This is a genomic window from Sphingomonas sp. Tas61C01 (assembly GCF_052567495.1).
Genome location: NZ_CP199583.1, coordinates 1,055,315 through 1,079,655, shown reverse-complemented (window position 1 = coordinate 1,079,655; position 24,341 = coordinate 1,055,315). Strand labels below are relative to the sequence as shown.

Annotated in this window: 21 protein-coding genes and 1 tRNA gene; 15 read left to right on the top strand and 7 right to left on the bottom strand. The window is 65.8% G+C overall.

Features of this window, described 5'->3' with window-relative positions; all coding sequences use genetic code 11:
* Positions 1-4 precede the first annotated feature (4 nt).
* Positions 5-2,515: a chemotaxis protein CheW gene (locus ACT009_RS05030; RefSeq protein ID WP_445193261.1), complete on the bottom strand. Its 2,511-nt coding sequence runs from the start codon at positions 2,513-2,515 to the stop codon at positions 5-7.
* 540 nt (positions 2,516-3,055) lie between these two features.
* On the opposite strand from ACT009_RS05030, the gene ACT009_RS05025 reads away from it, so the two are divergent.
* The 5 genes from ACT009_RS05025 to ACT009_RS05005 are packed head-to-tail and all read left to right on the top strand — an operon-like array spanning position 3,056 to position 6,698.
* Positions 3,056-3,556 carry a hypothetical protein gene (locus tag ACT009_RS05025; protein WP_445193260.1) on the top strand — a complete coding sequence of 167 codons (501 nt, stop codon included), beginning with the start codon at positions 3,056-3,058 and terminating at the stop codon, positions 3,554-3,556.
* Positions 3,462-4,130, top strand: coding sequence for an NF038122 family metalloprotease (locus ACT009_RS05020; RefSeq protein ID WP_445193259.1), 669 nt, complete (start codon positions 3,462-3,464; stop codon positions 4,128-4,130). The genes ACT009_RS05025 and ACT009_RS05020 overlap by 95 nt, the downstream gene beginning before the upstream one ends.
* Entirely contained in the window at positions 4,130-4,864 is a 735-nt protein-coding gene (locus tag ACT009_RS05015) for a hypothetical protein (protein WP_445193258.1), read from the top strand. The genes ACT009_RS05020 and ACT009_RS05015 overlap by 1 nt, the downstream gene beginning before the upstream one ends.
* Positions 4,861-6,096, top strand: a complete 1,236-nt coding sequence (locus ACT009_RS05010) for a M48 family metalloprotease (RefSeq protein ID WP_445193257.1) — start codon at positions 4,861-4,863, stop codon at positions 6,094-6,096. Before ACT009_RS05015 ends, ACT009_RS05010 begins: the two co-directional genes overlap by 4 nt.
* A complete protein-coding gene (locus tag ACT009_RS05005; protein ID WP_445193256.1) occupies positions 6,093-6,698 on the top strand; it encodes a hypothetical protein in 606 nt (201 codons plus the stop codon). Before ACT009_RS05010 ends, ACT009_RS05005 begins: the two co-directional genes overlap by 4 nt.
* A gap of 252 nt (positions 6,699-6,950) precedes the next feature.
* On the opposite strand, the gene ACT009_RS05000 is transcribed toward ACT009_RS05005, so the two are convergent.
* A complete protein-coding gene (locus tag ACT009_RS05000) occupies positions 6,951-7,184 on the bottom strand; it encodes a hypothetical protein (RefSeq protein ID WP_445193255.1) in 234 nt (77 codons plus the stop codon).
* Positions 7,185-7,194: 10 nt separating this feature from the next.
* Positions 7,195-7,350, bottom strand: a complete 156-nt coding sequence (locus ACT009_RS04995) for a hypothetical protein (RefSeq protein ID WP_445193254.1) — start codon at positions 7,348-7,350, stop codon at positions 7,195-7,197.
* Between the two features lie 108 nt (positions 7,351-7,458).
* On the opposite strand from ACT009_RS04995, the gene ACT009_RS04990 reads away from it, so the two are divergent.
* The 6 genes from ACT009_RS04990 (at position 7,459) to ACT009_RS04965 (ending at position 13,821) form a co-directional block, all read left to right on the top strand.
* Positions 7,459-7,543 (top strand) — tRNA-Leu (locus tag ACT009_RS04990).
* 59 nt (positions 7,544-7,602) lie between these two features.
* Positions 7,603-9,303 carry a trigger factor gene (tig, locus tag ACT009_RS04985; RefSeq protein WP_445193253.1) on the top strand — a complete coding sequence of 567 codons (1,701 nt, stop codon included), beginning with the start codon at positions 7,603-7,605 and terminating at the stop codon, positions 9,301-9,303.
* Positions 9,304-9,805: 502 nt separating this feature from the next.
* On the top strand, positions 9,806-10,738 hold the full coding sequence (locus tag ACT009_RS04980) for a glycosyltransferase family 2 protein (RefSeq protein ID WP_445194022.1): 933 nt from the start codon (positions 9,806-9,808) through the stop codon (positions 10,736-10,738).
* 87 nt (positions 10,739-10,825) lie between these two features.
* Positions 10,826-11,530, top strand: coding sequence for an ATP-dependent Clp protease proteolytic subunit (locus ACT009_RS04975; protein WP_445193252.1), 705 nt, complete (start codon positions 10,826-10,828; stop codon positions 11,528-11,530).
* 140 nt (positions 11,531-11,670) lie between these two features.
* Positions 11,671-12,936, top strand: a complete 1,266-nt coding sequence (gene clpX, locus ACT009_RS04970) for an ATP-dependent Clp protease ATP-binding subunit ClpX (protein WP_375420934.1) — start codon at positions 11,671-11,673, stop codon at positions 12,934-12,936.
* Positions 12,937-13,080: 144 nt separating this feature from the next.
* On the top strand, positions 13,081-13,821 hold the full coding sequence (locus ACT009_RS04965; protein WP_445193251.1) for a class I SAM-dependent methyltransferase: 741 nt from the start codon (positions 13,081-13,083) through the stop codon (positions 13,819-13,821).
* Between the two features lie 27 nt (positions 13,822-13,848).
* On the opposite strand, the gene ACT009_RS04960 is transcribed toward ACT009_RS04965, so the two are convergent.
* From ACT009_RS04960 to ACT009_RS04950, 3 genes are all read right to left on the bottom strand, one after another.
* Positions 13,849-14,955, bottom strand: a complete 1,107-nt coding sequence (locus ACT009_RS04960; RefSeq protein ID WP_445193250.1) for a glycosyltransferase WbsX family protein — start codon at positions 14,953-14,955, stop codon at positions 13,849-13,851.
* A gap of 166 nt (positions 14,956-15,121) precedes the next feature.
* Entirely contained in the window at positions 15,122-16,240 is a 1,119-nt protein-coding gene (locus ACT009_RS04955) for a glycosyltransferase (RefSeq protein WP_445193249.1), read from the bottom strand.
* Between the two features lie 37 nt (positions 16,241-16,277).
* Positions 16,278-17,225, bottom strand: coding sequence for a glycosyltransferase family 2 protein (locus ACT009_RS04950; protein ID WP_445193248.1), 948 nt, complete (start codon positions 17,223-17,225; stop codon positions 16,278-16,280).
* Between the two features lie 258 nt (positions 17,226-17,483).
* Here ACT009_RS04950 and ACT009_RS04945 point away from each other — a divergent pair, with 258 nt between their 5' ends.
* Both ACT009_RS04945 and ACT009_RS04940 read left to right on the top strand, forming a co-directional pair.
* Positions 17,484-18,131 carry a PEPxxWA-CTERM sorting domain-containing protein gene (locus ACT009_RS04945; protein WP_445193247.1) on the top strand — a complete coding sequence of 216 codons (648 nt, stop codon included), beginning with the start codon at positions 17,484-17,486 and terminating at the stop codon, positions 18,129-18,131.
* Between the two features lie 652 nt (positions 18,132-18,783).
* Positions 18,784-19,506: a DMP19 family protein gene (locus ACT009_RS04940; protein WP_445193246.1), complete on the top strand. Its 723-nt coding sequence runs from the start codon at positions 18,784-18,786 to the stop codon at positions 19,504-19,506.
* Between the two features lie 51 nt (positions 19,507-19,557).
* On the opposite strand, the gene ACT009_RS04935 is transcribed toward ACT009_RS04940, so the two are convergent.
* On the bottom strand, positions 19,558-21,270 hold the full coding sequence (locus ACT009_RS04935) for a M1 family metallopeptidase (RefSeq protein ID WP_445194021.1): 1,713 nt from the start codon (positions 21,268-21,270) through the stop codon (positions 19,558-19,560).
* Positions 21,271-21,427: 157 nt separating this feature from the next.
* Here ACT009_RS04935 and lon point away from each other — a divergent pair, with 157 nt between their 5' ends.
* Together lon and ACT009_RS04925 are read left to right on the top strand one after the other, a co-directional pair.
* Positions 21,428-23,821, top strand: coding sequence for an endopeptidase La (lon, locus tag ACT009_RS04930; RefSeq protein ID WP_445193245.1), 2,394 nt, complete (start codon positions 21,428-21,430; stop codon positions 23,819-23,821).
* A 242-nt stretch (positions 23,822-24,063) separates the two neighbouring features.
* Positions 24,064-24,336 (top strand): HU family DNA-binding protein, encoded by a 273-nt coding sequence (locus ACT009_RS04925; protein ID WP_445193244.1) that lies wholly within the window; start codon positions 24,064-24,066, stop codon positions 24,334-24,336.
* The last annotated feature ends 5 nt before the right edge of the window (positions 24,337-24,341 follow it).

Sequence of the window (24,341 nt, the reverse complement as noted above, 5' to 3'; positions counted from 1 at the left end):
GGCCTCAGGCGGCGCGCTGGTCGGGCAGGTGGAGCGCGGCCAGGAAGGCGTCGGTGTCGAGCAGGATCACCGGATCGCCGGGCGTCTGGATGATCGCCTCGACGCCGTTGCCCGCCGCGCTGCCGAGTCCGGGACCGCTCATCCGGTCGGCGGGGACGGTCATCACTTCGCCCAGCGCGTCGACCGCGAGACCCTTCAGGCCCCGGTCGGTGCGGATCATGATCACCGGGCGGTGGGAATCGATCGCGGGAGGTAGCGCGAAATAGCTGCGCGGATCAACGACGAGCACGCCGCGGCCGTCATGCACCGCATAGCCGGCGATGCCGTGCGCCCGGTCCGATCTGCGCGCCATGCGATCGGGGATCACCGCCTCGACCAGCCGGTCGCAGGGTAGCGCGAGACGGTGCTGTCCGACCCGGAAGGTCGCGACGCGACGGCCGTCGCCCGAGGGACGGCCGGTGGCGATGGGGGTCACGGTGGCGGCGACGGGCTGTTGCTCGCCCAGCGGCACCAGGCAGATCGCGTGGACGGGGTTGCGATAGGCGTCGGCGGGGCCCTTGTATTCGCGGTAGCCGGCGCTGGCGCCGACGCCGACAGCATGGGTTCGGCCTCGCCACGGAACCAGCCGGGTCGAGGCGCCGGCATCGAGCGGAACCGGCGCGGCGAAGACGGTGCCGGGCGGATGTTCGTCCGAGGTGCTCGACAGGATGCGCCCGGCCGCGTCGACGAAGACCAGCGCGGCGCCGGGCAGCACGTCGCCCGCCGCGTCGGTGGGGAGCGCATCGGTCAGCATCGAGGTGAATTGCGGCGCGCCGTCGAAGACGATCGCGATGCCGCCGATCGCGCGGGCATGGTCGCGCGGATGCAGGACCGGCGCGCCGTAGATATAGGTCGCGCGGTCCGCGTAGAGCGGGGTCGGCTTGAAATCGGACACGCCGTAGAAGGCGGTGGCGGGGCGGGCCATGAAGCGCGCCGCGAGGCCGTCGGGAAGAATCGTGCCGACGAGATGGTCCTGCGCGGGATCCGAGACGGCCTGGATCCGGCCGTCGTGATCGAACAGGATCAGGTTGGTGTACACGGTATAGAGATCGTTGATGTAGCGCAGGATCGCGGTCAGCTCGTCGCGGGCGGCGACGATCGTGTCGGGCGCGGCGAGTGCGTCGCGGAAGCGGGTGGTCAGCGCCCACCAGCGGCAGTCGTTGGCGCGTTCGTAGAGGTTGCGGTCCATGATATCGACCGCGAGCGTCGCCGACGCCGCGCAATCCGCGGCGATGGCCTCGACCGCGGTGCGGGTCAGCATCGCGATCGCGTCGGCGAACACCTGCCGGGTGCGCGCGCCGGTGCCGCTGATTTCCGCGAGCAGCGTCCGTCGGGCGGCGGCATCGTGGCCGCGGCCATCGGCATCGTCGGTGCCGTCGATTATCGCGAGGGTGCCGTTCCACACGGTGAGGTTGAGCGCGGCCTGGATCGCCTCGGCGCGGCGCGGGATGTCGCGGACCGCGGGCGAGAAGATCTCGCTGTCGCAGGCGATCATATCCGCCGGGCCGGAAGCCGCGGTGTCGTCGGCGTCGAACGCGACCTCGACCGGGATCAGCGCGCAGCCGCGCCAGCCGGGGCCGGCATAGCCCTGGTATCCGCCGGTGGTGCGTGCGGCGGCGATGTAGCGGCGGCCGGCGAGGCGGACGATCTGCTGGTCGCGGCGGGGATCGACCGGCAGCGCGGTGCCGATCGGCAGCTGGGCGTGATCGCTCGACGCGAGCACCGCGCCGGCCGAATCGAGCAGCGCCGCAATCGTCCAGTCCTCGGGCGCGAGCAGGGTGTCGAACACGCCGGCGAGTTCTTCGGCGAAACCGAAGACGAGGGCGAGCACGCCCAGCGGGCGGCCCGCGGCGTCTTCGATGCGGTGCGAATAGATGAGCTGGGGGGCGGCGTCTTCCCCGAGGTCGGAGGGGGCGAAGGTCTCGACATAGGGCGCGGCGGTGGCGAGCGCCTGGGTGACGAAGGCGTCGTCGCTGCGATCGGGCAGGGCGGCGGGATCGGCGGCGGCGCGGACCCGGCCGGCGGTGTCGAGCAGGACCACGTTGCGGTACACCGAATATTTGGCGCGATATTCGATCAGCCGCTGGCGGATCGCGTCGGCGGTGAGGTTGCTGCCGGGCGTCAGGAAGCCGCGCAGATCCTCGTCGGTGGCGAGGAAGCCGATGTCGGCAGTGCGTTCGAACAGGTTGCGGACGACGATGTCGACGACGACCTGGGCCCGGGTGCCGATCGAGGCGGCGACCTTCTTGAGGCTCTCCTTCGCCAGCGCATCGATCAGCGCGGCGTTGAGCGCGCTGAATTCGCGGCGGGTGCGGCTGACCTCGGTCGGCACGTCGATGACGCGGCCGAGGATGTCGAGCAGGTCCCAGCGCTGCTCGAGCGCGGTCAGCGCCTCGCGACTTTCGTCGACGCACTCCATGTAGCGAACGACGTCCCGTACGCGGTCCGACACGGTGATGCCGCGATATGTCGCCATAGCCCCGATCCCGTCGCTCCCATGCCAGCGGGAGCCGCCGTGCAGTCGTCGAACCCTCCAGCTATTATATGCGGCGGTGCGGCATGTCGGGCGGGGCCGGCCTTTCCCGCACGTCGGTGGAGAAACCCTCCACTGGCACGGCATCAGCAGATATCGGGTCTTACAGGTAATGTAACACACCATACAAACGGTTGCTCGATAATCGATATCGGCAGCACATCAATATCACCGTCGTGCAAACAATTAGCTACTACAACTATATTATCTGCCAGTGCGAGGCAAAGATTTGTAAATCGAATTTATTGCTAAATTACATTATCGCTTATAGTCTGAAGGGATGGCCGGTAGCAGAAACACTGCGCCGGCGATCCGGGGAACTGACCTATGAGGCTGAAGCACTTTACCGCGGTTCTCGTTGCGATCGCAGGGCTGGTTCCATCCGCATCCGACGCGGCCAGGATCGTATTGATCGACCAGGGCGGCGTCGCCGGATCGGGAGCCGAGCGAGGCTACGAGATCGCGGCCGCCTATTGGGGGTCGATGATCAGCAACGACATCACTATCCGCCTCGGCGTGGACTTCCTGCCGCGGGATGAATGGGCGCTCGCCAGGGGTGGAACCTATTCGATGGCCTATGCGGTCGCAGACTGGGAGGCCGGTGTGTCACGGACGAAGAGTGACTCGCTGCTCGATCGCACCGTCAAGCTACCTACGCTCACCAACGGCGCCGCCGCCTTCGTCAAGAACGCGCCGGCACAAGGAGCAGGCGGCGTCGACCTTACCAAGCGCGTCTATGACGACGACAGCAGCGGGCCGGCCGCAACGAACAACAAGATCCTGGATCTGGGGGGCGCGCTCGTGAAGGCGATCGGGGGCACCCCGGTCTATGCGGCAAACAATGGTCTTCAGTTGGACGGCGGGATCGAGGTCGGCGCGCAGCACGACTATGACTTCGATCCATCCGACGGGACGCCTGCCGACAAGTTCGACTTCGTCGGCATTGCGACTTCACGAGATGGGGCACGCGCTCGGCTTCGTTAGCGGTATAGAGTCCTACGATTATTGCGCGACACCGGGAAGCGTTTGCGATGGCCCGGGCGACTGGAACGCGGTGAACTGGGACGAGCGCGGCGTGCTGACTCCGCTCGACATGTTCCGCTACAGCAGCGATCCAGCCGGCGGGGCACCGATCAGCCCCGTGCTCGACATGTCGGTAGGCACGGCCTCGTTCTTCTCGATCGACGGCGGCACTGCGCTGTTCGGGAACGCGTTCTCGACGGGTTATAACGGCGATGGACAATCGGTGTCGCATTGGCGGCACCGCACCAATTGCGTGAACCTCGCCGGAACCATGGAGCCGTTGACCTGCCCAGGGCAGCAGGATTCGGTTACCTCGCTCGATCTCGCGACCTTCGACGCCATGGGCTTTAATCTGACGGTGGATGTGCTGGCGGGCGGCGGCACGTACCGGCGCAGCAGTGCCCAGATCGCGGCCTGGTATGCGACGCTCGTGCCTGAACCTGCCACCTGGGCGACGATGCTGGCGGGCTTCGCGATGATCGCGGCGGCGCTGCGCCGCCGTCCGTCGATGCCACCGATGCCCGCTTTCGCCTGATGCGACGTGCGCTCGGCAAGAAGGGGCTGTTGCGCTCCGGCATGATGCTGTCGATGCTGGTCGCTCAGGGCGGTGCGCAGGCGGAGACGTGGCGAGATCGTACGTTCCGGTTCGCCGAGGGGCGGGCGGTCCGGATCGTCGTGGTCAAGGCGGAAGTGCTGGTCGGCTCGATCGATAGCGGCGGCGTCGAGACCGCGGATCCGGATTGGACCGCGGCGGCGCACGCGAAGCTGGTGGCGCAGATCGAGGCGCAGCAGCGGGCGATCGGCAACGAGATCGTCTTCATGCCCGAGCAGACCGGCGAGCAGGCGAAGCTGATCGCCGCGTACATCGCCCTGTTTCGGGTGGTGTGGACCGCGGCGGCGGCACAGGAGGTCGAACGCGGGTCGTTGCCGGCCAGGCGCGCCGGCGGGCGGTGGACGCTGGGGCCGGGCGCCGCGCGGATCGGGGAGATCGGCGGCGGCGACTACGCGCTGGTCGTGCAGAGCTACGATGCGTTCGCGACCGGCGGGCGCAAGGTGTTCAGCGTGTTGCGGGGCAAGGTGGCCGACGTCCTGCTGGAGGGCGCGAGCATCCATCGCGGCTATGCGGCGCTGGTCGATCTGGCGACGGGCGATCTCGTCTGGTTGAACGCCGATCGTCATGCGGGCGGGGATCCGCGCACCGACGACGGCGCGGCGAAGCGGGTTCGGCAGCTGCTCGCCGACTTTCCAACCAGGGAGCGGGCGCGGTGATCGCCCTGCTAGCTGGTGAGATGCGGGATCGCGTCGCTATCGCGCTGGCGGCGGCGATCCTCGCGCTATTCGCCGCCGGCGCTGCCGCCGCGCGTCCGACGGGTGCGGATCGGCTGCCGGCGGCGGGGCCTGGCTATGTGCCGACCGATGCCGATGAGCGTGGGCTGTGGATGCGGATCGAGCGGTACGAGCGCGAGACGCAGACCTCCGACTTTTTGGTGCGCGACCCCGTGCTGAACGCGTTCGTCCAGCGCGTGATGTGCCGCGTAGTGGGCGAGATACCGTGCAAGGGACTGCGGCTGTACGTGCTGCGCGACGCTTCGTTCAACGCGAGCATGGCCGCGAACGGGATGGTGACGGTAAATACCGGGATGCTGCTGCGGCTGCGCAACGAGGCGCAACTCGCCGCGGTGCTGGGTCACGAATACAGCCATTTCGCCGAGCGCCATACGCTGCGCGAAGCGCGTGACGAGCGGGTCAAGGCGGGCCGGATGGCGCTGCTGTCGGTGCTGCCGGCGGTCGATCGCATCTCGGCGTCGGTGATCCGGCTGGCGCAGGTCGCTACCCAGGGGTCCATCTACAGCTTCTCGCGCGACATGGAACGCGAGGCGGACGAGGGCTCGGTGCCGCTGATGACCGCGGCGGGCTATGATCCCGCGATCGCGCCGACAGTCTGGCAGCGCCTGCTGGACGAGGAAGACGCGGCGCGGACGGCGCGGCGGCGCAAGATCGCGTGGCGCCAGAACCGCTTCTTCGCCACGCATCCGGCGAAGCCCGATCGTATTGCGGCGCTCACGAAGCTGTTGCGCGCATTCGGCGGTCGCCGCTTCGCCGGGGACGGTGCCGAGACTTACCGCGCGGCGGTGGCGCCGTGGTGGCCGCAGCTGATCGACGACCAGATCAAGCTCAACGATTTTGGTGGGACGGACTGGCTGATCAACGAGCTCGCGACCGATGGCTGGACCCCGGCGCTGCTGTATGCGCGCGGCGAACTCTACCGGACGCGCGGGCGTGCGGAGGATTTGCGGCAGGCGGCGTCGTTCTACCGGCAGGCGTTGGCGGGCGATGCGCCGGTCAATGCGTGGCGTGGGCTCGGGCTGGTGTCGCTACGCGGCGGGGATGCCGCGGACGGGAGAAAGGCGCTGCGAACCTATCTTGCGCGCAAGCCGGACGCGGCGGATCGCGCGATGATCGCGATGCTTGCCGAGGAACCGCGCGAGGAACCGCAGTGACGTGGCGGTGGTTTGCGGCGTGGCTGGTGGTCGTGGTGCTCGCCGCGCCGGCGCTCGGCCAGCGGCTGGTGCCGCATGGCCAGGCGGTCGCGGTGGCGGGGTCGGTGCTCGTGGTGGTGCCCACTAGCGATTGGGGACGGCTCCAGGCACGGCCAGGGCGCCATGCGGAGTGCTGGACGCTCGACGGGGCGGGGTTGAACGCCGTGACCTTCTACGCCGGGATCAAGCGCGGCATGGCGCTGTTCCGCGAGGTCGACCGGCATCTCCGCCCGTTGCCGCGCTTCTCGGCGTCGATGCTGCCGACCGACGTCGCGCAGTTCTACGAGAGCAGCTACCGGGTGGCGGGGGGATCGGCGCTTTTCGCGATCGACGAGATCGCGCCGGCGCGGTTCGCTGGGCGGCCGGGGTTCCGCTTCGCGTATCATTTCCTGCGCGAGGCGGACGGGGTAAACCGGCGCGGCGAGGCGACGGGGGCGGTGATCGACCAGCAACTATACCTGATCACCTACGAGGCGCCGGTGATCCATTACTTCGAGCGGGACCTGGCGGAGTATCGCGCACTTGTGGCGACGGCGCGAGTGGGGGAGGGGAAGGGAGGCTAGCGCTTTTCGTGTTCGGTCCCAGTCACCCTCACCCTTCAACCCCCGGCTGTGCCGGGCGGGCCTAGTGGCGGGTCGGCCATGCCCCCGGCACGGCCCGGACAGCGCCGGGCGCTGTCCACCCGCCACTCCTATCACGGTGGGAGAGAGAGGGAAGCGCGAACCGCCGGAAGGGTGAGGGCGATCGAAGCTGATCGGGAAATTCGCCAGCCTTCCGCGATAGATATCCGCGTCCGCATGTTCAGCGAACCAGGATCACTGCTGCGCCGAATCCTGGTTCTTCACGTCGCCGCCGGTGCCGCCGACGCCGTCGGCGCGGCCGCTGTCGGTGAAGGTCGCAGGTTCCTCGCCGCCTTCGCCGCCTTCGCCGCGTTCGACCGCGTCGGATCGGGCGGCGACGACCTGTTCGAGATCGCTACGCTCGTCGGCGCCGCGTTCCTCGGGCAGGGTTTCGGGATCGGTGCCGGTGTTGTGGTCGGTGTCGTTCATGCAGCGGTCCTCACATCGGGTTGGTGGGAGCGGGATCGCTCGCGGGCATGCCGGGAGCGGGCACGTCGATGTCGGGCCCCGGCGGGCTGATCTCCGGCGGCGGGGCGTCGGGCTGCGCCGGCTGGGTCGGTTGCGCCGGGCTTTCGGGGTAGGGCTGGGTCGCCATGTCGATCTCCTTGTCGCCACCCAACGCGCCGCCGGGCGGGGGGTTGCCTCCCCGCTTGCCCCGGACCGCGCGGGTGGTATAGACGCGCGCCGAAAGCCGATGTTCGATGCGGGCGTGGCGGAACTGGTAGACGCAGCAGGTTTAGGTCCTGCCATCGCAAGATGTGGGGGTTCGAGTCCCTTCGCCCGCACCAGACCTGCTGCCAATCGCGTGACGGCAGCGGTCAAGAATTTCTCAAGATGAAGGCGTAGCATGCAGACTGTCGAGACGTTGAACGAGGGGCTGAAGCGCGCCTACACCCTGACCATCGCGGCGAAGGACATCGACGCCAAGGTCGACGCCGAGGTGAAGCGCGTCGCGCCGCAGATCCGCATGCCCGGCTTCCGTCCCGGCAAGGTGCCGACCAACCTCGTCCGTAAGATGCATGGCGAGGCACTGACCCAGGACGCGCTCAACGCCGCGATCCAAGAGGGTATCCAGGGGCTGATGGCCGAAAAGCAGCTGCGTCCGGCGATGCAGCCGACGGTCGAGCTGGGCCAGGACTATGCGCCAGGCAAGGACGCCGAGATCAAGGTCGCGCTCGAAGTGCTGCCGACGGTGCCGACGCCCGCGATCGAATCGCTGACGCTGGAGCGGCTGACGGTGCCGGTCGCCGACGATGCGGTCGACGCTCAGCTGCAGAAATTCGCGGACCAGCAGAAGAAGTGGGACGATGCGGCCGACGATTACGTCGCCAAGATGGGTGACCTGGTCACCGTCGACTTCCTCGGCAAGACCGCCGACGGCGTCGCGTTCGAGGGCGGCACCGGCGAGGACATGGCGGTCGAGCTCGGTTCGGGCCGGCTGATCCCCGGGTTCGAGGACCAGCTGGTCGGCGTGAAGCAGGGCGACGAGAAGGTCCTGAACGTGACCTTCCCGGACGATTACCCCGCTGCCGAGCTTGCGGGCAAGCCCGCGACCTTCGACATCACCGTCAAGTCGGTGAAGACCGCGGGCGAGAGCGCGATCGACGAGACGCTGGCCAAGTCGCTGGGGCTCGAGAGCCTGGATCAGCTGAAGGGCCTGCTGCGTACGCAGATCGAGCAGGAGCATAATGGGCTCACCCGCACGCACATGAAGCGCAAGCTGCTCGACCAGCTCGCCGAGGGTCATGATTTCGAAGTGCCGCCGTCGATGGTCGACGCCGAGTTCGCGCAGATCTGGTCGCAGCTCGAGCATGAGGCGACCCACGAGGCCGATCCCGCCGCGGCGATGGCCGAGATGGAAGCCGAGCGCGACGACTATAAGAAGATCGCCGAGCGGCGCGTCCGCCTCGGGCTGTTGCTGTCGGAGATCGGCCAGGCGAACGGCATCGAAGTCAACCAGCAGGAGATGAACCGGCTGATCGCGCAGGCCGCGCAGCAATATGGCGCCGAGGATCGCCAGAAGTTCATCCAGTACGTCCAGCAGGAGCCGATGGCGGCCGCCCAGCTGCGCGCGCCGCTGTACGAGGACAAGGTGGTCGACTTCCTGTTCGAGAAGGCAACGGTCACCGACCGCGAGACGACACGCGAGGAACTGGAAGCCGCGATCGAGAGCGAGGACGGCTTCGCGACCGGCACGCACACCCACGATCACGACAACCACAAGCCGAAGAAGGCCGCCAAGGCGAAGAAGGCCAAGGCTGCACCGTCTGCCGAGGCGACCGAAGAGGACGCCGCGCCGGCAGCCGAGCCCGTCAAGCCGGTGAAGAAGACCAAGGCCGCTGCGGCACCGGTCGAGGCGCCGGTTGCCGAGGCGGCTCCGGTTGCCGAGCCCGTGAAGAAGGCGACGCGCAAGAAGGGCGCGCCGGTCGAGGCCGAGACCGCGCTGCTTGAATCGTCGCCGGTCGCGGCCGAAGCGGCAGCGGGCACCGGCGCCGCCGACGCGCCGGTCAAGAAGCCGCGCGCCAAGAAGGTCAAGAGCGAGGCTTGATCGCGTTCGGCGTGCCTCGTTTGGACTGGTGCCGGCCGGGGCGTTGCACAGATCAGGCGGCTGGTGACGGCCCGGGATCGTATCCCCGCCAAGGCGGAGATCCAGGGTTGAGCAGAGCAACGTATGTCGATTCTGCTTGGTCCTGGGCTCCCGCCTTCGTGAGGCCTCTGCGAAACTCGCTCCGTCATCCCGGGCTCGTTCCGGGATCCACTGTTCCGCACGGGCATAAGCCGTTGATCTTGCGGGACGGTGGAACCCGGAACGAGTGCGGGGTGACGAAGGGATCTGGCGAATTCGGCGATTTTTGCAGAGGTCTCGCCTTCGCGGGGGCACGGGTAGCTGGCATGGCGACGGCAGCACCCCGGCGGAGGCCGGGGCCGAGTTGCGGCGAGGGAAGTAACGAAGCGATGAGCGCCGTTACCAGTGTCTCGCACCTGAGCCCCGGTCTCCGCCGGGGTGGTGGAAGTTGGCAGAGCACCGGAAGCGCCAGGCAGATCTCGCCATGCCGGTAACCACGCCCAAGATCGCGGTCCTGCTGCCGTGCTTCAACGAGGAAGCGGCGGTCGCGCAGACGGTCGCGAGCTTTCGTGCGGCGCTGCCGGAGGCGCGGATCTACGTCTACGACAACAACAGCAGCGATCGCACGGCGGAGGTGGCGCGCGCGGCAGGAGCGATCGTGCGGTGCGAGCGGATCCAGGGCAAGGGCGCGGTCGTTCGGCGGATGTTCGCGGACATCGATGCCGACATCTACGTCATGGCCGATGGCGACGCGACCTACGACGCGGAGGCGGCGCCGGGGCTGATCGCGCGGCTGATCGACGAGCAGTTCGACATGATCGTCGGCAGTCGGATCAGCGAGATCGAGCTCGCCTATCGTCGGGGGCACCGGTTCGGCAACGCGCTGCTGACGGGCATGTTGGCGCGGCTGTTCGGGCGCAGCTTCACCGACATTTTGTCGGGTTACCGGGTGTTCTCGCGGCGCTTCGTGAAGAGCTTCCCGTCGCTGTCGGCGGGGTTCGAGATCGAGACCGAGATCAGCGTCCACGCGCTCGAACTGAAGATGCCGTGCGCCGAGATCGAGACGCGGTATTTCGCGCGGCCGGAAGGATCGACGTCGAAGCTCAGCACCTATGGCGATGGCTGGCGGATCCTGCGGACCATCGCGACGCTGTATCGGATCGAGCGGCCGATGCTGTTCTTCGGTACGATCGGGCTGCTGCTGACGATCGCCGCGGTGGTGCTCGCGGTGCCGCTGGCGATCACCTATGTCGAGACCGGGCTGGTGCCGCGCTTCCCGACTGCGATCCTGGTGACCGGGCTGGTGATCCTGGCGGCGCTTAACGTCTTCGCAGGGCTGATCCTGGATACGGTGGTGCGCGGGCGGCGGGAAGTGCGGCGGCTGGCGTATCTGGCGTTGAGGGCACCGGGGGCGTGACCCGCATCCTATGATGCCGGGGGCGGGCTTGAACTACCAAGCGCAAGCGCCGATGTTGGCGGTTCCGAGGGCATAAGAGAGAATTTCATGCACAGTTCGTTCGAGTCGGGCGTATTCGAGACCGGCGATTATATGGCTCCCCTGGCGAACGCCGGCGTCGGAGTCGTGCCCGGTCGCGCTGGCCTGGTGCCGATCGTGATCGAGCAGTCGAACCGCGGCGAGCGGTCGTTCGACATCTTCTCGCGGCTGCTGCGCGAACGGATCATCTTCGTGACCGGCGGGGTCGAGGACGGCATGGCGTCGCTGATCTGCGCGCAGCTGCTGTTTCTCGAATCCGAGAACCCGAAGAAGGACATCTTCATGTACATCAACTCGCCGGGCGGGGTGGTGACGGCAGGCATGGCGATCCACGACACGATGCAGTACATCCGCCCGCGCGTCGGCACGCTGTGCATCGGCCAGGCGGCATCGATGGGCAGCTTCCTGCTGTCGGCGGGCGAGCCGGGAATGCGGGTCGCGACGACCAACAGCCGGATCATGATCCACCAGCCGTCGGGCGGCGCGCAGGGCATGGCGGCGGACATCGAGATCCAGGCGCGCGAGATCCTGCGGATGCGCCACGATCTAAACACGCTGTACGCCCGGTACACCGGCAAGCCGCTGGAAGAGATCGAGCGCGCGATGGATCGCGACAAGTTCATGTCGGCCGAGGACGCCAAGACGTTCGGGCTGATCGACGAGGTGTTCGACAAGCGGCCGGCGCCGACCGACGAGATGGCGAAGGCGGCCTGATCGGCCAAGTGGTTCGACGATCGCCCTTTTTTGGCATTGTCGAAAGCGTAGGGGCCGGGTTACCATGCCCGGCCCACGACACCGCGGGACTCCTTCCCGCGGCGTCCGGTTCAAGTCGCGCATGCGCGAGAGGTGATTGAATGACGAAGCTGAGCGGCGGCGACTCGAAGAGCACCCTGTATTGCTCCTTCTGCGGCAAGTCGCAGCACGAGGTCCGCAAGCTGATCGCGGGACCGACCGTCTTCATCTGCGACGAGTGCGTGGAGCTGTGCAACGACATCATCCGCGAGGAGACCAAGTCGGCGCTGGTGAGCAAGAAGGACGGCGGCGTGCCGACCCCGCAGGAAATCTGCAACGTGCTCGACGACTATGTCATCGGGCAGAAGCAGGCCAAGCGCGTGCTGTCGGTGGCGGTGCACAACCATTACAAGCGGCTCAACCACGGCGCCAAGGGCGCCGATGTCGAACTCGCCAAGTCGAACATCCTGCTGGTCGGGCCGACCGGGTGCGGCAAGACGCTGCTGGCGCAGACGCTGGCGCGGATCCTCGACGTGCCGTTCACGATGGCCGATGCGACGACGCTGACCGAGGCGGGCTATGTCGGCGAGGATGTCGAGAACATCATCCTGAAGCTGCTCCAGGCGTCCGACTATAATGTCGAGCGGGCGCAGCGCGGGATCGTCTATATCGACGAGATCGACAAGATCAGCCGCAAGGCGGAGAACCCGTCGATCACCCGCGACGTGTCGGGCGAGGGCGTGCAGCAGGCGCTGCTCAAGCTGATGGAGGGCACGACGGCATCGGTGCCGCCGCAGGGCGGGCGCAAGCATCCGCAGCAGGAATTCCTGCAGGTCGACACCACCAACATCCTGTTCATCTGCGGCGGCGCGTTCAGCGGGCTCGAAAAGATCATCGGCGACCGGCTGCAGGGCAAGTCGATCGGCTTCGGCGCCTATGTCGCCGCGCCAGAGGAACGCCGCACCGGCGAGATGCTGCGCCAGACCGAGCCGGAGGATTTGCTGAAGTTCGGGCTGATCCCCGAATTCGTCGGCCGCCTGCCGGTGATCGCGACGCTCGAGGATCTCGACATCGACGCGCTGGTCAAGATCCTGAGCGAGCCCAAAAACGCGCTGGTCAAGCAGTACCAGAAGCTGTTCGAGATGGAGGAGGTCGAGCTCGGCTTCACCGACGACGCGCTGGTCCAGGTCGCGCGCAAGGCGATCGACCGCAAGACCGGTGCTCGCGGGCTGCGATCGATCCTCGAGGCGATCCTGCTCGACACGATGTTCGAGCTACCGGGGATGGATGGCGTCGACGAGGTGATGATCGACAAGGACGTGATCGAAGGCCGCAAGGAGCCCATCCGGGTGTATGCGGAGAAGAAGAAGGCGGGCGACGCGGCCTGAGGGGGTGGGGCAAGACGCCATGGCCGGTGATCGGAGAACGTCGTCATTAATGGGCTATTAGTGCGTTAACGACGAACTTCTATTGTCAGCAGTCACAATTGCGATAGCTTCCTTGTCATGAGATCCTGAACAGGACGCATAATCATGGCAGAGGCAGTTACCAGTCCCGATCTTCATGCGATCGGCTTTTTAAAAGAGCGGGTCGACCCGCTTCGTTATAGTGGCCATACGGAAGAGCCGATGGAGGTCGGGTCGATCCTGCGATCCATGATGCCGTCCGGCGTGCGGGTGCTCGACGTCGGGTGCGGCACAGGATCGGTCACAGCCATAGCCAATCGCGCCAAGGGCAACGACGTGGTGGGCGTCGAGCCGGACGAGGATCGCGCGGGGATCGTGCGATCGCGCGGGATCGCCGTTAGAGTTGGTGAACTCGACGGCGACATGCAGCGCGAGCTTGGTTTGTTCGACGTGGTGATGAGTTCCGACGTGCTCGAGCATGTCGCGGCGTCGCAGACCTTCCTCGCGCTGCTAAAGGCATCGTTGCGGCCGGGCGGGATGTTGTTGCTGTCGGTCCCCAACGTCGCGCATTGGAGCGTGCGCGCCATGATCCTGTCCGGACGCTTCGACTATGAAGACGTGGGGATCATGGATGCGACGCACCTCCGCTGGTTCACCGCCAAGTCGCTGCGCGCGCTGCTGGACGGCTGCGGGTTCGATGTCGTCGAGATGCGCCAGACCGCGGGTTCGACACTGCCGATCTACCAGCGTGGGTTGTTGGGCAAGATCCCCGGGAGAGTCCGCCGCCCGGCGGTGCGTGCCGGCACCCGGTTGCTACCGCTGATGTTCGGCGTGCAGCATGTGGTGAAGGCGGTCGCCAGGAACTGACCGGCCGCCCCGCCACTAACATCGCCTCTATTTCTCGCCGCGTTCGACGGCGTCGCGGGTCGCTTCGAGCCACGCACGGCCGTGTTTCAGATCGGGCTCCAGGTGGCAGCCCTCGGCCCACTCGTTCCACGCGTTAATGAATACGAGTTGCTCGGCCGGTCGATGTGCCGACGCGCGACGGACGGCATGTTCAAGCCATTTGCCATACATCGCGGGATCGTCGTTCTGGCACACGAGGCCTGTCGTTGGCCGACGGGCGGTGTTATCCCAGCCCGGGGCGACGCAGGGGTGGATGGTGATCGGTTCTTCGGGGTTATAGCGAACGCCGTCGGCGACGACCTTGTCATAGTCGTAGATGTTGAAGTGATCGATCTTCCACTTGCCCAGCTTGCTGGCGACCAGCTTGTTCCAGGCACGCGCGGGGAGGGTGAGATGGTTCCGCAAATTGCGCTGATGCGGATAGAATTGCGGGGCAAATTCGACGACGGCATCGAAGTTCGCTGCCAGCGCCTGATCGGTCGACAGGGGGCGACGAGCCAGCATCGCGCAGATATACAAATCCTCGATCCCCCACCGCTTGGCGGCGGCTCGCCAGGCCGCAACGGTAGCGCCGGGGTCGGGCAGATCGGACGCGGTGTAGATCATCCAGACCGGCTTGCCGTCGACCCGCACATAGCGCGGGTCCGCGAAGGCAGGTGCGAGCGCTTCGATGTGCGCATCAGGATCATAGTCTTCGTAGTTCTGGTGCATAAGAACGCTGCGTTCCTGCCCGTCCCAGGTCCGCGTCCAGTTCTCGTTTGCCCAGCACACCAGAAACTTCTGATCAGGCTGATTGGTGCTAAGCACCTCGTTCAGCGGTCGTTCGAGCAACTGCTTGCCGTTGAACCAATAGTGATAATAGGCGAAGGCATCGACCCGGTATTCTGTGGCGAGCGCGCCTTGTTGTTCCCGCGCTTCGGCAAGTCGCAGGTCATAGTAGCCAAGCTCGCCGGGAATGTGCGGCTGGTGGTGACCCCGGAACTTGGGGCGGGCGCGGGCGACGTTGGTCCATTCGGTGAATCCGCGGCCCCACCATTCGTCGTTTTCAGGGATAGGGTGATATTGGGGTAGATAAAATGCGACCGTAGTTACCATTGCCGCCCTCCTTGCAATGAGCTCGATCGGAAAAGTCGAGATGATCCGACACGCGGGGGGTGCTTAGGCGAGGACGCACGAAAGCAATAGCCCTTGGTGGCCGCAACGCGGATATCGGTCGCACCATAACGGAACGAGGTTTTCGGGCTTGCGGCGCGCCAACTGCCTATCTCGACGAGGACACACCGTCACAAAACGATCCGATAGTCGCCTTCACCAGAATCTTCAGGCGATCCGAGCTATACGCTGCATGCACCTTTGCTTCCCCGCGCTCGGCCAAGGCGGACGTGCGGTCCGGATGCTGCAGGGCGTCGACGCACTGCTCGATCCACTCCGCAGGCGAGGATGCGACGCTCAGATGCTCGCGGTCGTGCAGATCATCGGCGAACCCGGCATGCGCGAACGCCGACACCAAGGTCGGCCGGCCGTGGGCTAGGGCGTCGATCACTTTGATCTGTGTGCCGCCGCCCGAGATGACCGGTGCGATGACCAGCGCGGCCTCGTCGTAGGTCGTCGGCAGGTCGTCGACGTAGCCGCGGAAGTTGACCTCGGGCAGCAGCGCGACGTGCTCGGGTTCGTGGCGGCCGACGGCGTGGAGTTCGGCATGGGGTACGCGCGCTCTGACCGCTGGCCAGACATTGGCGCAGAACCACGCAAGGCCGTCGATGTTCGGCTGGTGGGAGAAGAACCCGACCATCAGCAGCCGCCCCGGGATCGCGGCGGCGCGCGGGCGATCGGGGTCCGGCAGCGCGATGACGTTGGGTAGCCAGCTCCGCCGCTCGCTCGGGGGCAGATGCTCGGGAGTCGGGTTGGAGTACCAGACGTGGAGCGCGCGACGCGCGAGCCGCCGGGCGACCAGGTTGCGGACACCCATCTTGATGCGATGCGCCAGCCTGACGCCGGAGCCCGCGACCGCGGATTTGACGAAGTCGTCGGCGTCGAAGATCAGCCGATCGTGCGCGCTGGACGGGACCAGCCCGGCAATGCCGACATATTGGGCGACGATCAGATCGTAGCCGCCCTCCTGGATGGCCGAAGCGACCCATCCGCTTACCAACCGGCGCTGGCGCAGGGCCTCGACGGACCAGCCCCAATGGCTGATCAGTGCGGTGCGGATGCCACGCTCGTCCTTTTCCTTGCCGAGCGCGAAATCCGGCCCGCCATGGATCACCAGCGTATCGACATCGGCGACGTCGCGGAGCGCATCGTAGATGTAGTTGGCGCGCATCGCTCCGCCGAAGGAGCGGTCTCCGATCCGGGCGAGCGTCATGTAGAGTATCTTCACCGGGCCAGGACCTGAGCTTGAAGGCAAGTGGCGGCGGTCACGATGGGCGGCCCTTGCGCAGTGGCGCGCGGATCCCGGCCCAGACCGCCTTCAGTCGAAGTGCCGCGCCGCGTCTTGGGTCGCCCTTGAAGAGATAGCGTCCCACGACCGCGGCCGACACGACGCTCACGCTATAGACCAACATCAGCGGATTGGCTGCCTTGCGCAGCAGGATGATCCGGTTCTTGTATTGCTGGTAGAGCGAGAAGTCGGACATCATGCCGCCGGTGAGGATGCTTGCCTTGTGCCGGATGCGCAGCGCCGGTGTCACGACGATCTTGAGCCCCGCGGCGTGCATCCGTAGACAATGCTCGGCGTCCTCCCAGTAGACAAAGAAATCTTCGTCGAGCAGGCCCGCGGTTTCCATCGCCGATCGTGTGAACAGCATGCAGCAGGCCGGGCAGAAGCCCGTTTCGAACGGAGCCGTTCCTGCGAGCGCGACCGGCTGTTCGAAATGCTCGTGGATGACCTTCACGCCGCGCGTCCAGTCGAGATGGCCACCGGCATACCAGATCAGGTTCGGATCGTGATCGAAGACGATGACCGGCGAGATCGCGTCCGCGCCGCTATCCGCCAGGCGCGAAGATAATCCGACGATCATGTCCGCCTCGAATACGGTATCGTTGTTCAGGAGCAGGACCGACGTAGCGCCGCCATCGAGCGCCGCCCTGATGCCGATGTTGGTGCCGGCGGCAAATCCGTCGTTGGTCGGATTCAGGATGACAAGAATACGGTCGCTGTCGATCCGTTCCAATCGTCGTCGGGTGCCGTCGGTGCTGGCATTGTCAACGATGATCAGCGACCAATCGCCGTGCTGGCGCTCCATGCTTGCGAGAAAATCGTCGAGCACGTCGGCGCTGTTGTAGGTGACCGTCACCGCGACGACCGGGGCGAGCGTCCCCGTCGCGTCGATCGGCGCCGGTTCGCCACTGTCCTGTCGGTTCATCGGTTTGCTCCCCTGCGGGCTGTGGCTATCAACACGGGCTCTACCGCTGCCGCTGGGCTGGTATCGCAAGACCCGGCGCCGGGCCATGTCCTATTTCGGGATCGGCGATTCGTTAACGCGACGAAAAATGTTGCAGTTGCGAAGGAATTAAGCTTTAGATGATGCGCTGCAATGATAGTGACACGAAGCGCTCCTAAAGGGGGGTCATCGGTTGCTCGCTTGCATCGGCATTCGGGTCCTGCCCCAGGGAGAAAAACGATGATGAAGACCATTCTTGCTATTGCGACGGTCGCGGCAGCGGCGATCGCCAGCCCCGCGGCTGCGGTTACGTTCGTGACCACCCCCGGCAGCGTCGCCAGCTTCGCGCCGACCGCGGGCACGCTCGTCGATTTCAACGGCGCGCTGCCGACCGGCTTCACGCTGACGGGCACCGGCTACGCGGTCGCTGCGGGCAACATCGCCGGCGTGCGTGCTACGCCTGCTTTCTCGAGCACGTCCAACCCGTACCTGTCGGTCAACCCTGGCGGTATCGCGACGCTGGCGTCGACGATGGCGTATTCGTCGGTCAGCATCTTCCTCGGTTCGATCGACTCGTTCAACACCGTGCAGATCCTGAACAGCGCGGGTGCCGTGCTTCAGAGCTTCGCTGGCGGACAGTTTGTTGCGGATGCGAACGGTAACCAGTCGTTGCCGTCGACCAACCGTCGTATCACCTTCAAGGCCGGCGTCGGCGAGTCGATCTCGGGCATCCGCTTCCTGAGCCGCGGTCCGGCGCTCGAAGTCGACAACGTCGTGTTCGCGGTTCCCGAGCCGTCGACCTGGATGATGATGCTGATCGGCTTCGGTCTGGTCGGCCAGGCGATGCGCTCGCGCCGTCGCAGCAACGTCCGCGTCGTCTACGCGTAATCCTCGCCGCCTGATCCTGCGGGATCGGTGACGACACAGCCCGGCTGCTGCTTCGACGGAAGCGGTGGCCGGGCTTTTTGTTTGTGGGGCGGGATACCGGCGACCGGTTCGATCGGTGCCCGGCCAACGCCGACGGTGCGCGCTTGCAACGCGGTTTGCCGAATTTGCACAATGATGCCCTGCGAACCGCGAGCGTGCGTATCTGTTGCTGCCGGTCGGGACCAACACCGGCGTAAGTGCGGTCGGCTTCAGCGGCCCTGCTTCAGCGTAGCACCAGTTAGGCCAAATTAATTCTCAATATCTACACGACAAAAATCTAGACGCTGTATGATTGGTGTAGAGGTTGATCGAGTACATCAGGTCTCTGACTCATCGAATATATTTATATTTGATTTTATGTGCGAATATATCATTCGATAAATGTCCGATTTGCATCAGATCTCTGTTCTGATCTCAGCATATTGCTGGTGACGATAGAAGTAAACTGCTGCAGCAATTGATCTCGGCACGCAGCAGATTGCGTCAGGTAATTTAGTGCGCCTGCTAACCAGGCCGCTGATCCAGCGGAAATTATTTAACAAGGGCCTGCGCTACGCTTCGGTATTGCCTTGGAGGTCGCGTTCGTAGATCGTAGCTGCAAGGAGATGGCTGCATGATCGACACTCGGCCGCTGATGACTGAACGTGAGTTCGCCGAAGCGGCAGCTTACGTTCATCCGCGATCTTGGATGACCGGCGAGAGCTTGGTGCATGTTGGATCGGTGATGGATGTGGAAGGGTGGAACTTCTTCGGCCATCCCGGGAATCAACAGCTCACGCCCGCTCAGCGAACGCTCATGATGTGGTCGGACGTCATTGGGCAGGTCTGCAATGGAGGATTCACGCAATTTTGCGAGAACTTCGCCGCCAATCTTTCCGAAGCGGTGAATGCCGTCGATGCGCTCGATTGGCCCGATTTGCGTGACCGGTTCCGGCGGGCGATGACCGAGCAGGCAGGCGATGCGGATAGCCCCTGTTTGATCAGGCCAGTGCCGCGAGAGGACGAACCCGACAAATGGCAGGCAAGTCGTGCACGCTTGATCCGCCACCTGGCGCGCAGGGAAAAACGCTGGTGGCAGTGGATCGGGGCCAGCGATCTCGCCCAAGTCGAGGCTTCCCACCCGGACTGGCTTCTGGAATGGCGCTACCGCGAAGCTGTCGAAGCCGGTGAAATTCCGAGCGGGGGAGAGCGGTTTCTGGACTTCATCGATCCGCCGCAAGTGGAGGCGGACGCGTTCGGCGACTGGTTCTACGAGGACGAGACGAAGGCCGCTTCGTGCGACTTCGTTCACGCCTTCATCCTCAAAAGTCGCGATCAACTCTATCGATCCGCCTGACGGTAGGAGCGGCACGGAGCCTCCGCGCGATCGGGCAAATCGCGGACGCCCTCACTTCCCCGCGGCTTGCGCCGCCTTCCACGCCTGGAACGCGTCGATCGTGTCGGACTGGCGGAGCACGCGGCTCATCGGGTCGATCACCACGTGCGCGCCGATGGGAACCGTCAGCGTGGCGGTGTTGCCGGTCATCGGGAGCTTTTCGAGGCGGTCGTCGATCTGGACCTCGATCGGGAGCGGGAAGGGTTTGTCGCCCGTGGTCTTCCAGCGCAGCGTGAGGCGGTCGCCGGTGCGGGTCTGGATCAGCTGCGGTAGCGCGGCCTGGTAGAGATAGACGTCGAAGAACCAGCCGTAATCGGTGCCGGTGAGCTGCTTCAGCGCCGCGGCGACCTCGGGCGTGGTGCGGTACAGGGGGGTGAAGTTGCCGGGGGCGGGATCGATGCGACCGTACACGATCATCCTGATCCAGTCGAAGAACACGCGGTCGCCGACCAGATTGCGCAGTGTGTGGAGCGTCCACGAACCGCGGGTATAGACGTCCGCGCCGCGGCCGGGCTGCTTATCGTAGACTTCCTCGGCGGTCTGCGGCTTGCCGGCGACGAGCGGAGACCTGGCCTGGATGCCGGGGCGGCTGGCGAGCATCATCGCGTCGTAGGTCGCATCGCCCGCCAGCCAGCGGCCGTAGAGCGGCTGCATGTAGCTGGCGAAGCCTTCGTGGAGCCACAGATCGTCCCAGTCGGCCACCGTCATCTGGTTGGCGAACCATTCGTGCGCGAATTCATGCTGGAAGAGGTCGTCGAAGCCCCACTGCGTCTTGGCGTAATCGTTGCCGTAGGCGTTGATCGTCTGGTGCTCCATGCCCCTATAGGGGGTCTCGACAACGCCGACCTTCTGGTCCGCGAATGGGTAGGGGCCGATCGTGCGTTCGAAGAAGTCGAGCGTCGGTGCGAATTCGGCAAAGAGCTTTTCGGCCTTGTCCTTCTCGCCCGGCAGATACCAGTAATGCAGCGGGATCTCGTTGCCGAAGCGGCTCTTGTAGGTGCCGGTCAGTTCCTCATAGGGGCCGACGCTGAGCGCGATGCCGTAAAGGGTTGGGTTGCGCGCTTCCCAGTTCCAGATCGAACGGCCGTCGGGCAGCATCTCGACGCCGACCAACTTGCCCGCGGCGGGGGCCTTCAGCCCCTTCGGCACGGTGATGTGGAGATCGATCTTGTCGGGCTCGTAGGTCGGGAAGTCGATGCACGGCCAGACGAGGTCGCAGCCCTCCATCTGCACCGCCGATCCCATCCATGGCCGGCCGTCCCTGGTCTTGGACCAGACGAAGCCACCGTCCCACGGCGCGCGCACCGCGACATGCGGGCGACCGCCATAGACGATCCTGACCGCGAGCTTGGTCTGGGCGGCGACGCGCTTGACGAGCTTGATCGTCATCCGCCCTTCGGGATTGGCGAAGCTCGCGGCGTCGACCCCGTCGATCGTAACCGAGGTGACGGTGTAGTTCTTGTCGAGATCGACGACGACGCGATCGGTGCGCGCGAGCGCAGTGAGGGTGAGGGTCGCGACGCCGTTGATCACCTCACGCTCGGGATCGACCTCGATCGCGAGATCGACGGTGTCGAGCCGCAGCCTCTTCTGGGCCGGATCGAGCGCGCCGCCCGATTGCGCGGTCTGCGGCGTGATCGCGGGCTTGCCCGGCTCGGACGCCGTGGCGGGCGAGGGCGGGGCGGCGGCGGCGAGCAGGGCGGTAACGAGCGACAGGCGAAACATCATCTAGGTAGCAGCCCCGGCGGTGTAGCGAGGGAGGGGGTTTCGCGCGTCGCCGACACGAAGACAAGGTCCATCGAGGCGACGATTGATGGATCGCCGCCGCTCCCCATATATAGGACCGTTGAGGGGCGCGTGGGCGCGCCCCACCGGAGTATGCATGACCCATTATCCCGTCCTTCCCCTGCGTGACATCGTCGTCTTCCCGCACATGATCGTGCCGCTGTTCGTCGGCCGCGACAAATCGGTCGCGGCGCTGGAGGCCGCGATGGCGGCGGACAAGGAGATCTTCCTCGTCGCGCAGCTCGATCCCGCGCAGGACGATCCGGCGCGCGAGGACCTGTACGAGATCGGCGTCACCGCGACGGTGCTGCAGCTGCTGAAGCTGCCTGACGGCACGGTCCGCGTGCTGGTCGAGGGCAAGGCGCGCGGCCGGCTGAACGAGCTGGTCGAGGCGGGCGAGTTCCTGACCGCGACGATCGACCCGGTCGACGATCTCGAGGCGGAAGGCACCGAGGTCGCGGCGCTGATGCGGTCGGTGGTCGACCAGTTCGAGAATTACGCCAAGCTCAACCGCAAGCTGCCCGCCGAGACCGCGGTGCAGCTCGGCGAGCTGGAGGATGCGGGCAAGCTGTCCGACGCGGTGATGGCCAACATCTCGGTGAAGGTCGCCGACAAGCAGGCGCTGCTGGTGGAGCTCGATCCCGCCAAGCGGCTGGAGATGGCATTCGCGCTGATGGAGGGCGAGCTCGGCGTCCTGCAGGTCGAAAAGAAGATTAAGAGCCGGGTCAAGCGCCAGATGGAGAAGACCCAGCGCGAATATTACCTCAACGAACAGTTGAAGGCGATCCAGCGCGAGCTCGGCAACGAGGGCGACGAGGGCGACGGCGACGAGATCGCCGAGCTGACCCAGAAGATCGCAACGTTGAAGCTGTCCAAGGAAGCGCGGACGAAGGCGACCGCGGAGCTGAAGAAGCTGAAGACGATGGCGCCGATGAGTGCCGAGGCGACCGTGGTGCGCAACTATCTCGACGTGCTGCTCGGCCTGCCCTGGGGCAAGAAGTCCAAGATCAAGAAGGACATCGCCGCAGCGCAGCTGACGCTCGACGAGGATCATTACGCGCTGGAGAAGGTGAAGGACCGGATCGTCGAATATCTCGCGGTCCAGGCGCGCACCAACAAGCTGAAGGGGCCGATCCTGTGCCTCGTCGGCCCGCCGGGCGTCGGCAAGACCAGCCTGGGCAAATCGATCGCCAAGGCGACCGGGCGCGAGTTCATCCGTCAGTCGCTGGGCGGGGTGCGCGACGAGGCCGAGATCCGCGGCCATCGCCGGACCTATATCGGCTCGCTGCCGGGCAAGATCGTCACCAATTTGAAGAAGGCCGGGACGAGCAATCCGTTGTTCCTGCTCGACGAGATCGACAAGCTCGGCCAGGATTTCCGCGGCGATCCCGCTTCGGCGCTGCTCGAGGTGCTGGATCCGGAACAGAACAGCAAATTCCAGGATCATTATCTGGAGGTCGACATCGACCTGTCGGACGTGATGTTCGTGACCACCGCGAACACGCTGAACCTGCCGCAGCCGCTGCTCGACCGGATGGAGATCATCCGTCTGGAAGGCTATACCGAGGACGAGAAGGTCGAGATCGCCGAGCGGCATCTGATCGCCAAGCAGATCGAGGCGCACGGGCTGAAGCCCGGCGAGTTCGAGCTGACCCAGGACGGGCTGCGCGCGCTCATCCAGCGTTACACGCGCGAGGCCGGGGTGCGCACGCTCGAGCGCGAGATCGCCAAGCTGGCGCGCAAGGCGTTGCGCCGCATCCTCGAGGGCAAGATGGCGAGCGTGGTGATCACGCCCGACAATCTCGGCGACTATGCGGGGGTGCAGAAGTTCCGCCACGGGCTGAGCGAGACCGAGCACCAGATCGGCGCGGTCACCGGTCTGGCCTGGACCGAGGTCGGCGGCGAGCTGCTGACGATCGAGAGCGTCACCGTGCCGGGCAAGGGCGCGGCGAAGGTGACCGGCAAGCTCGGCGACGTGATGAAGGAATCGATCGAGACCGCGTTCAGCTTCGTTAAGGCGCGGAGCCCGAGCTACGGGATCAAGCCGAGCCTGTTCGCGCGCAAGGACATCCACATCCACCTTCCCGAAGGCGCGGTGCCGAAGGATGGCCCGTCGGCGGGCATCGGCATCGTCACCTCGATCGTGTCGACGCTGACGGGTGTGCCGGTGAAGCGCGAGATCGCGATGACCGGCGAGGTCACGCTGCGCGGCCGGGTGCTGCCTATCGGGGGGCTGAAGGAGAAGCTGCTCGCGGCGCTGCGCGGCGGGATCGAGACCGTGCTGATCCCCCAGGAGAACGAGAAGGATCTCGCCGAGATCCCGCAGAACATCAAGGACGGGCTGACGATCATCCCGGTCAACCACGTCGACGAGGTGCTGCGGCTGGCGCTGACCGAGCCGCTGGAGGCGATCACCTGGACCGATGCGGACGAGCTCGCGGCGCTGCCGCCGGCGCCGATCGCCCCGGTCGGCGGCGAACTCCATCATTGATGGATCCGGGCCGGACCGATTCGTTGACATAGATCAACCGGACCGCCCGGCCCGTCTTTCGCGTACCTATCGTCAGAGCTCGTCGCTTTTTGTCGCGCCGGGGCGGTGTTGCCACGGCGGGTGGAGCCGTTCCGGGGGGTAGAGCGGATTGACTCGGGTCCGCCGGCCCGCCTTATTAGCGGCTCGGCTGCGCCAACGATTCTCGTGTGGCAGCGCCCGACGATTTCTCACGGGGGTAGTTGATGAATAAGATGGAGCTGATCGCGACGGTCGCGGATACGTCCGGCTTGACCAAGGGCGACGCATCCAAGGCGGTCGAAGCGGTGTTCGATGCGATTTCGGGAAGCTTGAAGAAGGGTGACGAGGTGCGTCTGGTGGGGTTCGGGACCTTCTCGATCTCGAAGCGTAAGGCATCGACTGGCCGCAATCCCCGGACCGGCGAACCGATGACGATCAAGGCATCGACCCAGCCCAAGTTCAAGGCGGGCAAGGGGCTGAAGGACTCGGTGAATTAAGGCGC

Coding starts and splice junctions, on each gene's coding strand:
- ACT009_RS05030 (WP_445193261.1), bottom strand. CDS start 2,515: ATGGCGACATATCGCGGCATCACCGTGTCGGACCGCGTACGGGACGTC.
- ACT009_RS05025 (WP_445193260.1), top strand. CDS start 3,056: ATGATCAGCAACGACATCACTATCCGCCTCGGCGTGGACTTCCTGCCG.
- ACT009_RS05020 (WP_445193259.1), top strand. CDS start 3,462: ATGACTTCGATCCATCCGACGGGACGCCTGCCGACAAGTTCGACTTCG.
- ACT009_RS05015 (WP_445193258.1), top strand. CDS start 4,130: ATGCGACGTGCGCTCGGCAAGAAGGGGCTGTTGCGCTCCGGCATGATG.
- ACT009_RS05000 (WP_445193255.1), bottom strand. CDS start 7,184: ATGAACGACACCGACCACAACACCGGCACCGATCCCGAAACCCTGCCC.
- ACT009_RS04995 (WP_445193254.1), bottom strand. CDS start 7,350: ATGGCGACCCAGCCCTACCCCGAAAGCCCGGCGCAACCGACCCAGCCG.
- tig (WP_445193253.1), top strand. CDS start 7,603: ATGCAGACTGTCGAGACGTTGAACGAGGGGCTGAAGCGCGCCTACACC.
- ACT009_RS04980 (WP_445194022.1), top strand. CDS start 9,806: ATGCCGGTAACCACGCCCAAGATCGCGGTCCTGCTGCCGTGCTTCAAC.
- ACT009_RS04975 (WP_445193252.1), top strand. CDS start 10,826: ATGCACAGTTCGTTCGAGTCGGGCGTATTCGAGACCGGCGATTATATG.
- clpX (WP_375420934.1), top strand. CDS start 11,671: ATGACGAAGCTGAGCGGCGGCGACTCGAAGAGCACCCTGTATTGCTCC.
- ACT009_RS04965 (WP_445193251.1), top strand. CDS start 13,081: ATGGCAGAGGCAGTTACCAGTCCCGATCTTCATGCGATCGGCTTTTTA.
- ACT009_RS04960 (WP_445193250.1), bottom strand. CDS start 14,955: ATGGTAACTACGGTCGCATTTTATCTACCCCAATATCACCCTATCCCT.
- ACT009_RS04950 (WP_445193248.1), bottom strand. CDS start 17,225: ATGAACCGACAGGACAGTGGCGAACCGGCGCCGATCGACGCGACGGGG.
- ACT009_RS04945 (WP_445193247.1), top strand. CDS start 17,484: ATGATGAAGACCATTCTTGCTATTGCGACGGTCGCGGCAGCGGCGATC.
- ACT009_RS04940 (WP_445193246.1), top strand. CDS start 18,784: ATGATCGACACTCGGCCGCTGATGACTGAACGTGAGTTCGCCGAAGCG.
- ACT009_RS04935 (WP_445194021.1), bottom strand. CDS start 21,270: ATGTTTCGCCTGTCGCTCGTTACCGCCCTGCTCGCCGCCGCCGCCCCG.
- lon (WP_445193245.1), top strand. CDS start 21,428: ATGACCCATTATCCCGTCCTTCCCCTGCGTGACATCGTCGTCTTCCCG.
- ACT009_RS04925 (WP_445193244.1), top strand. CDS start 24,064: ATGAATAAGATGGAGCTGATCGCGACGGTCGCGGATACGTCCGGCTTG.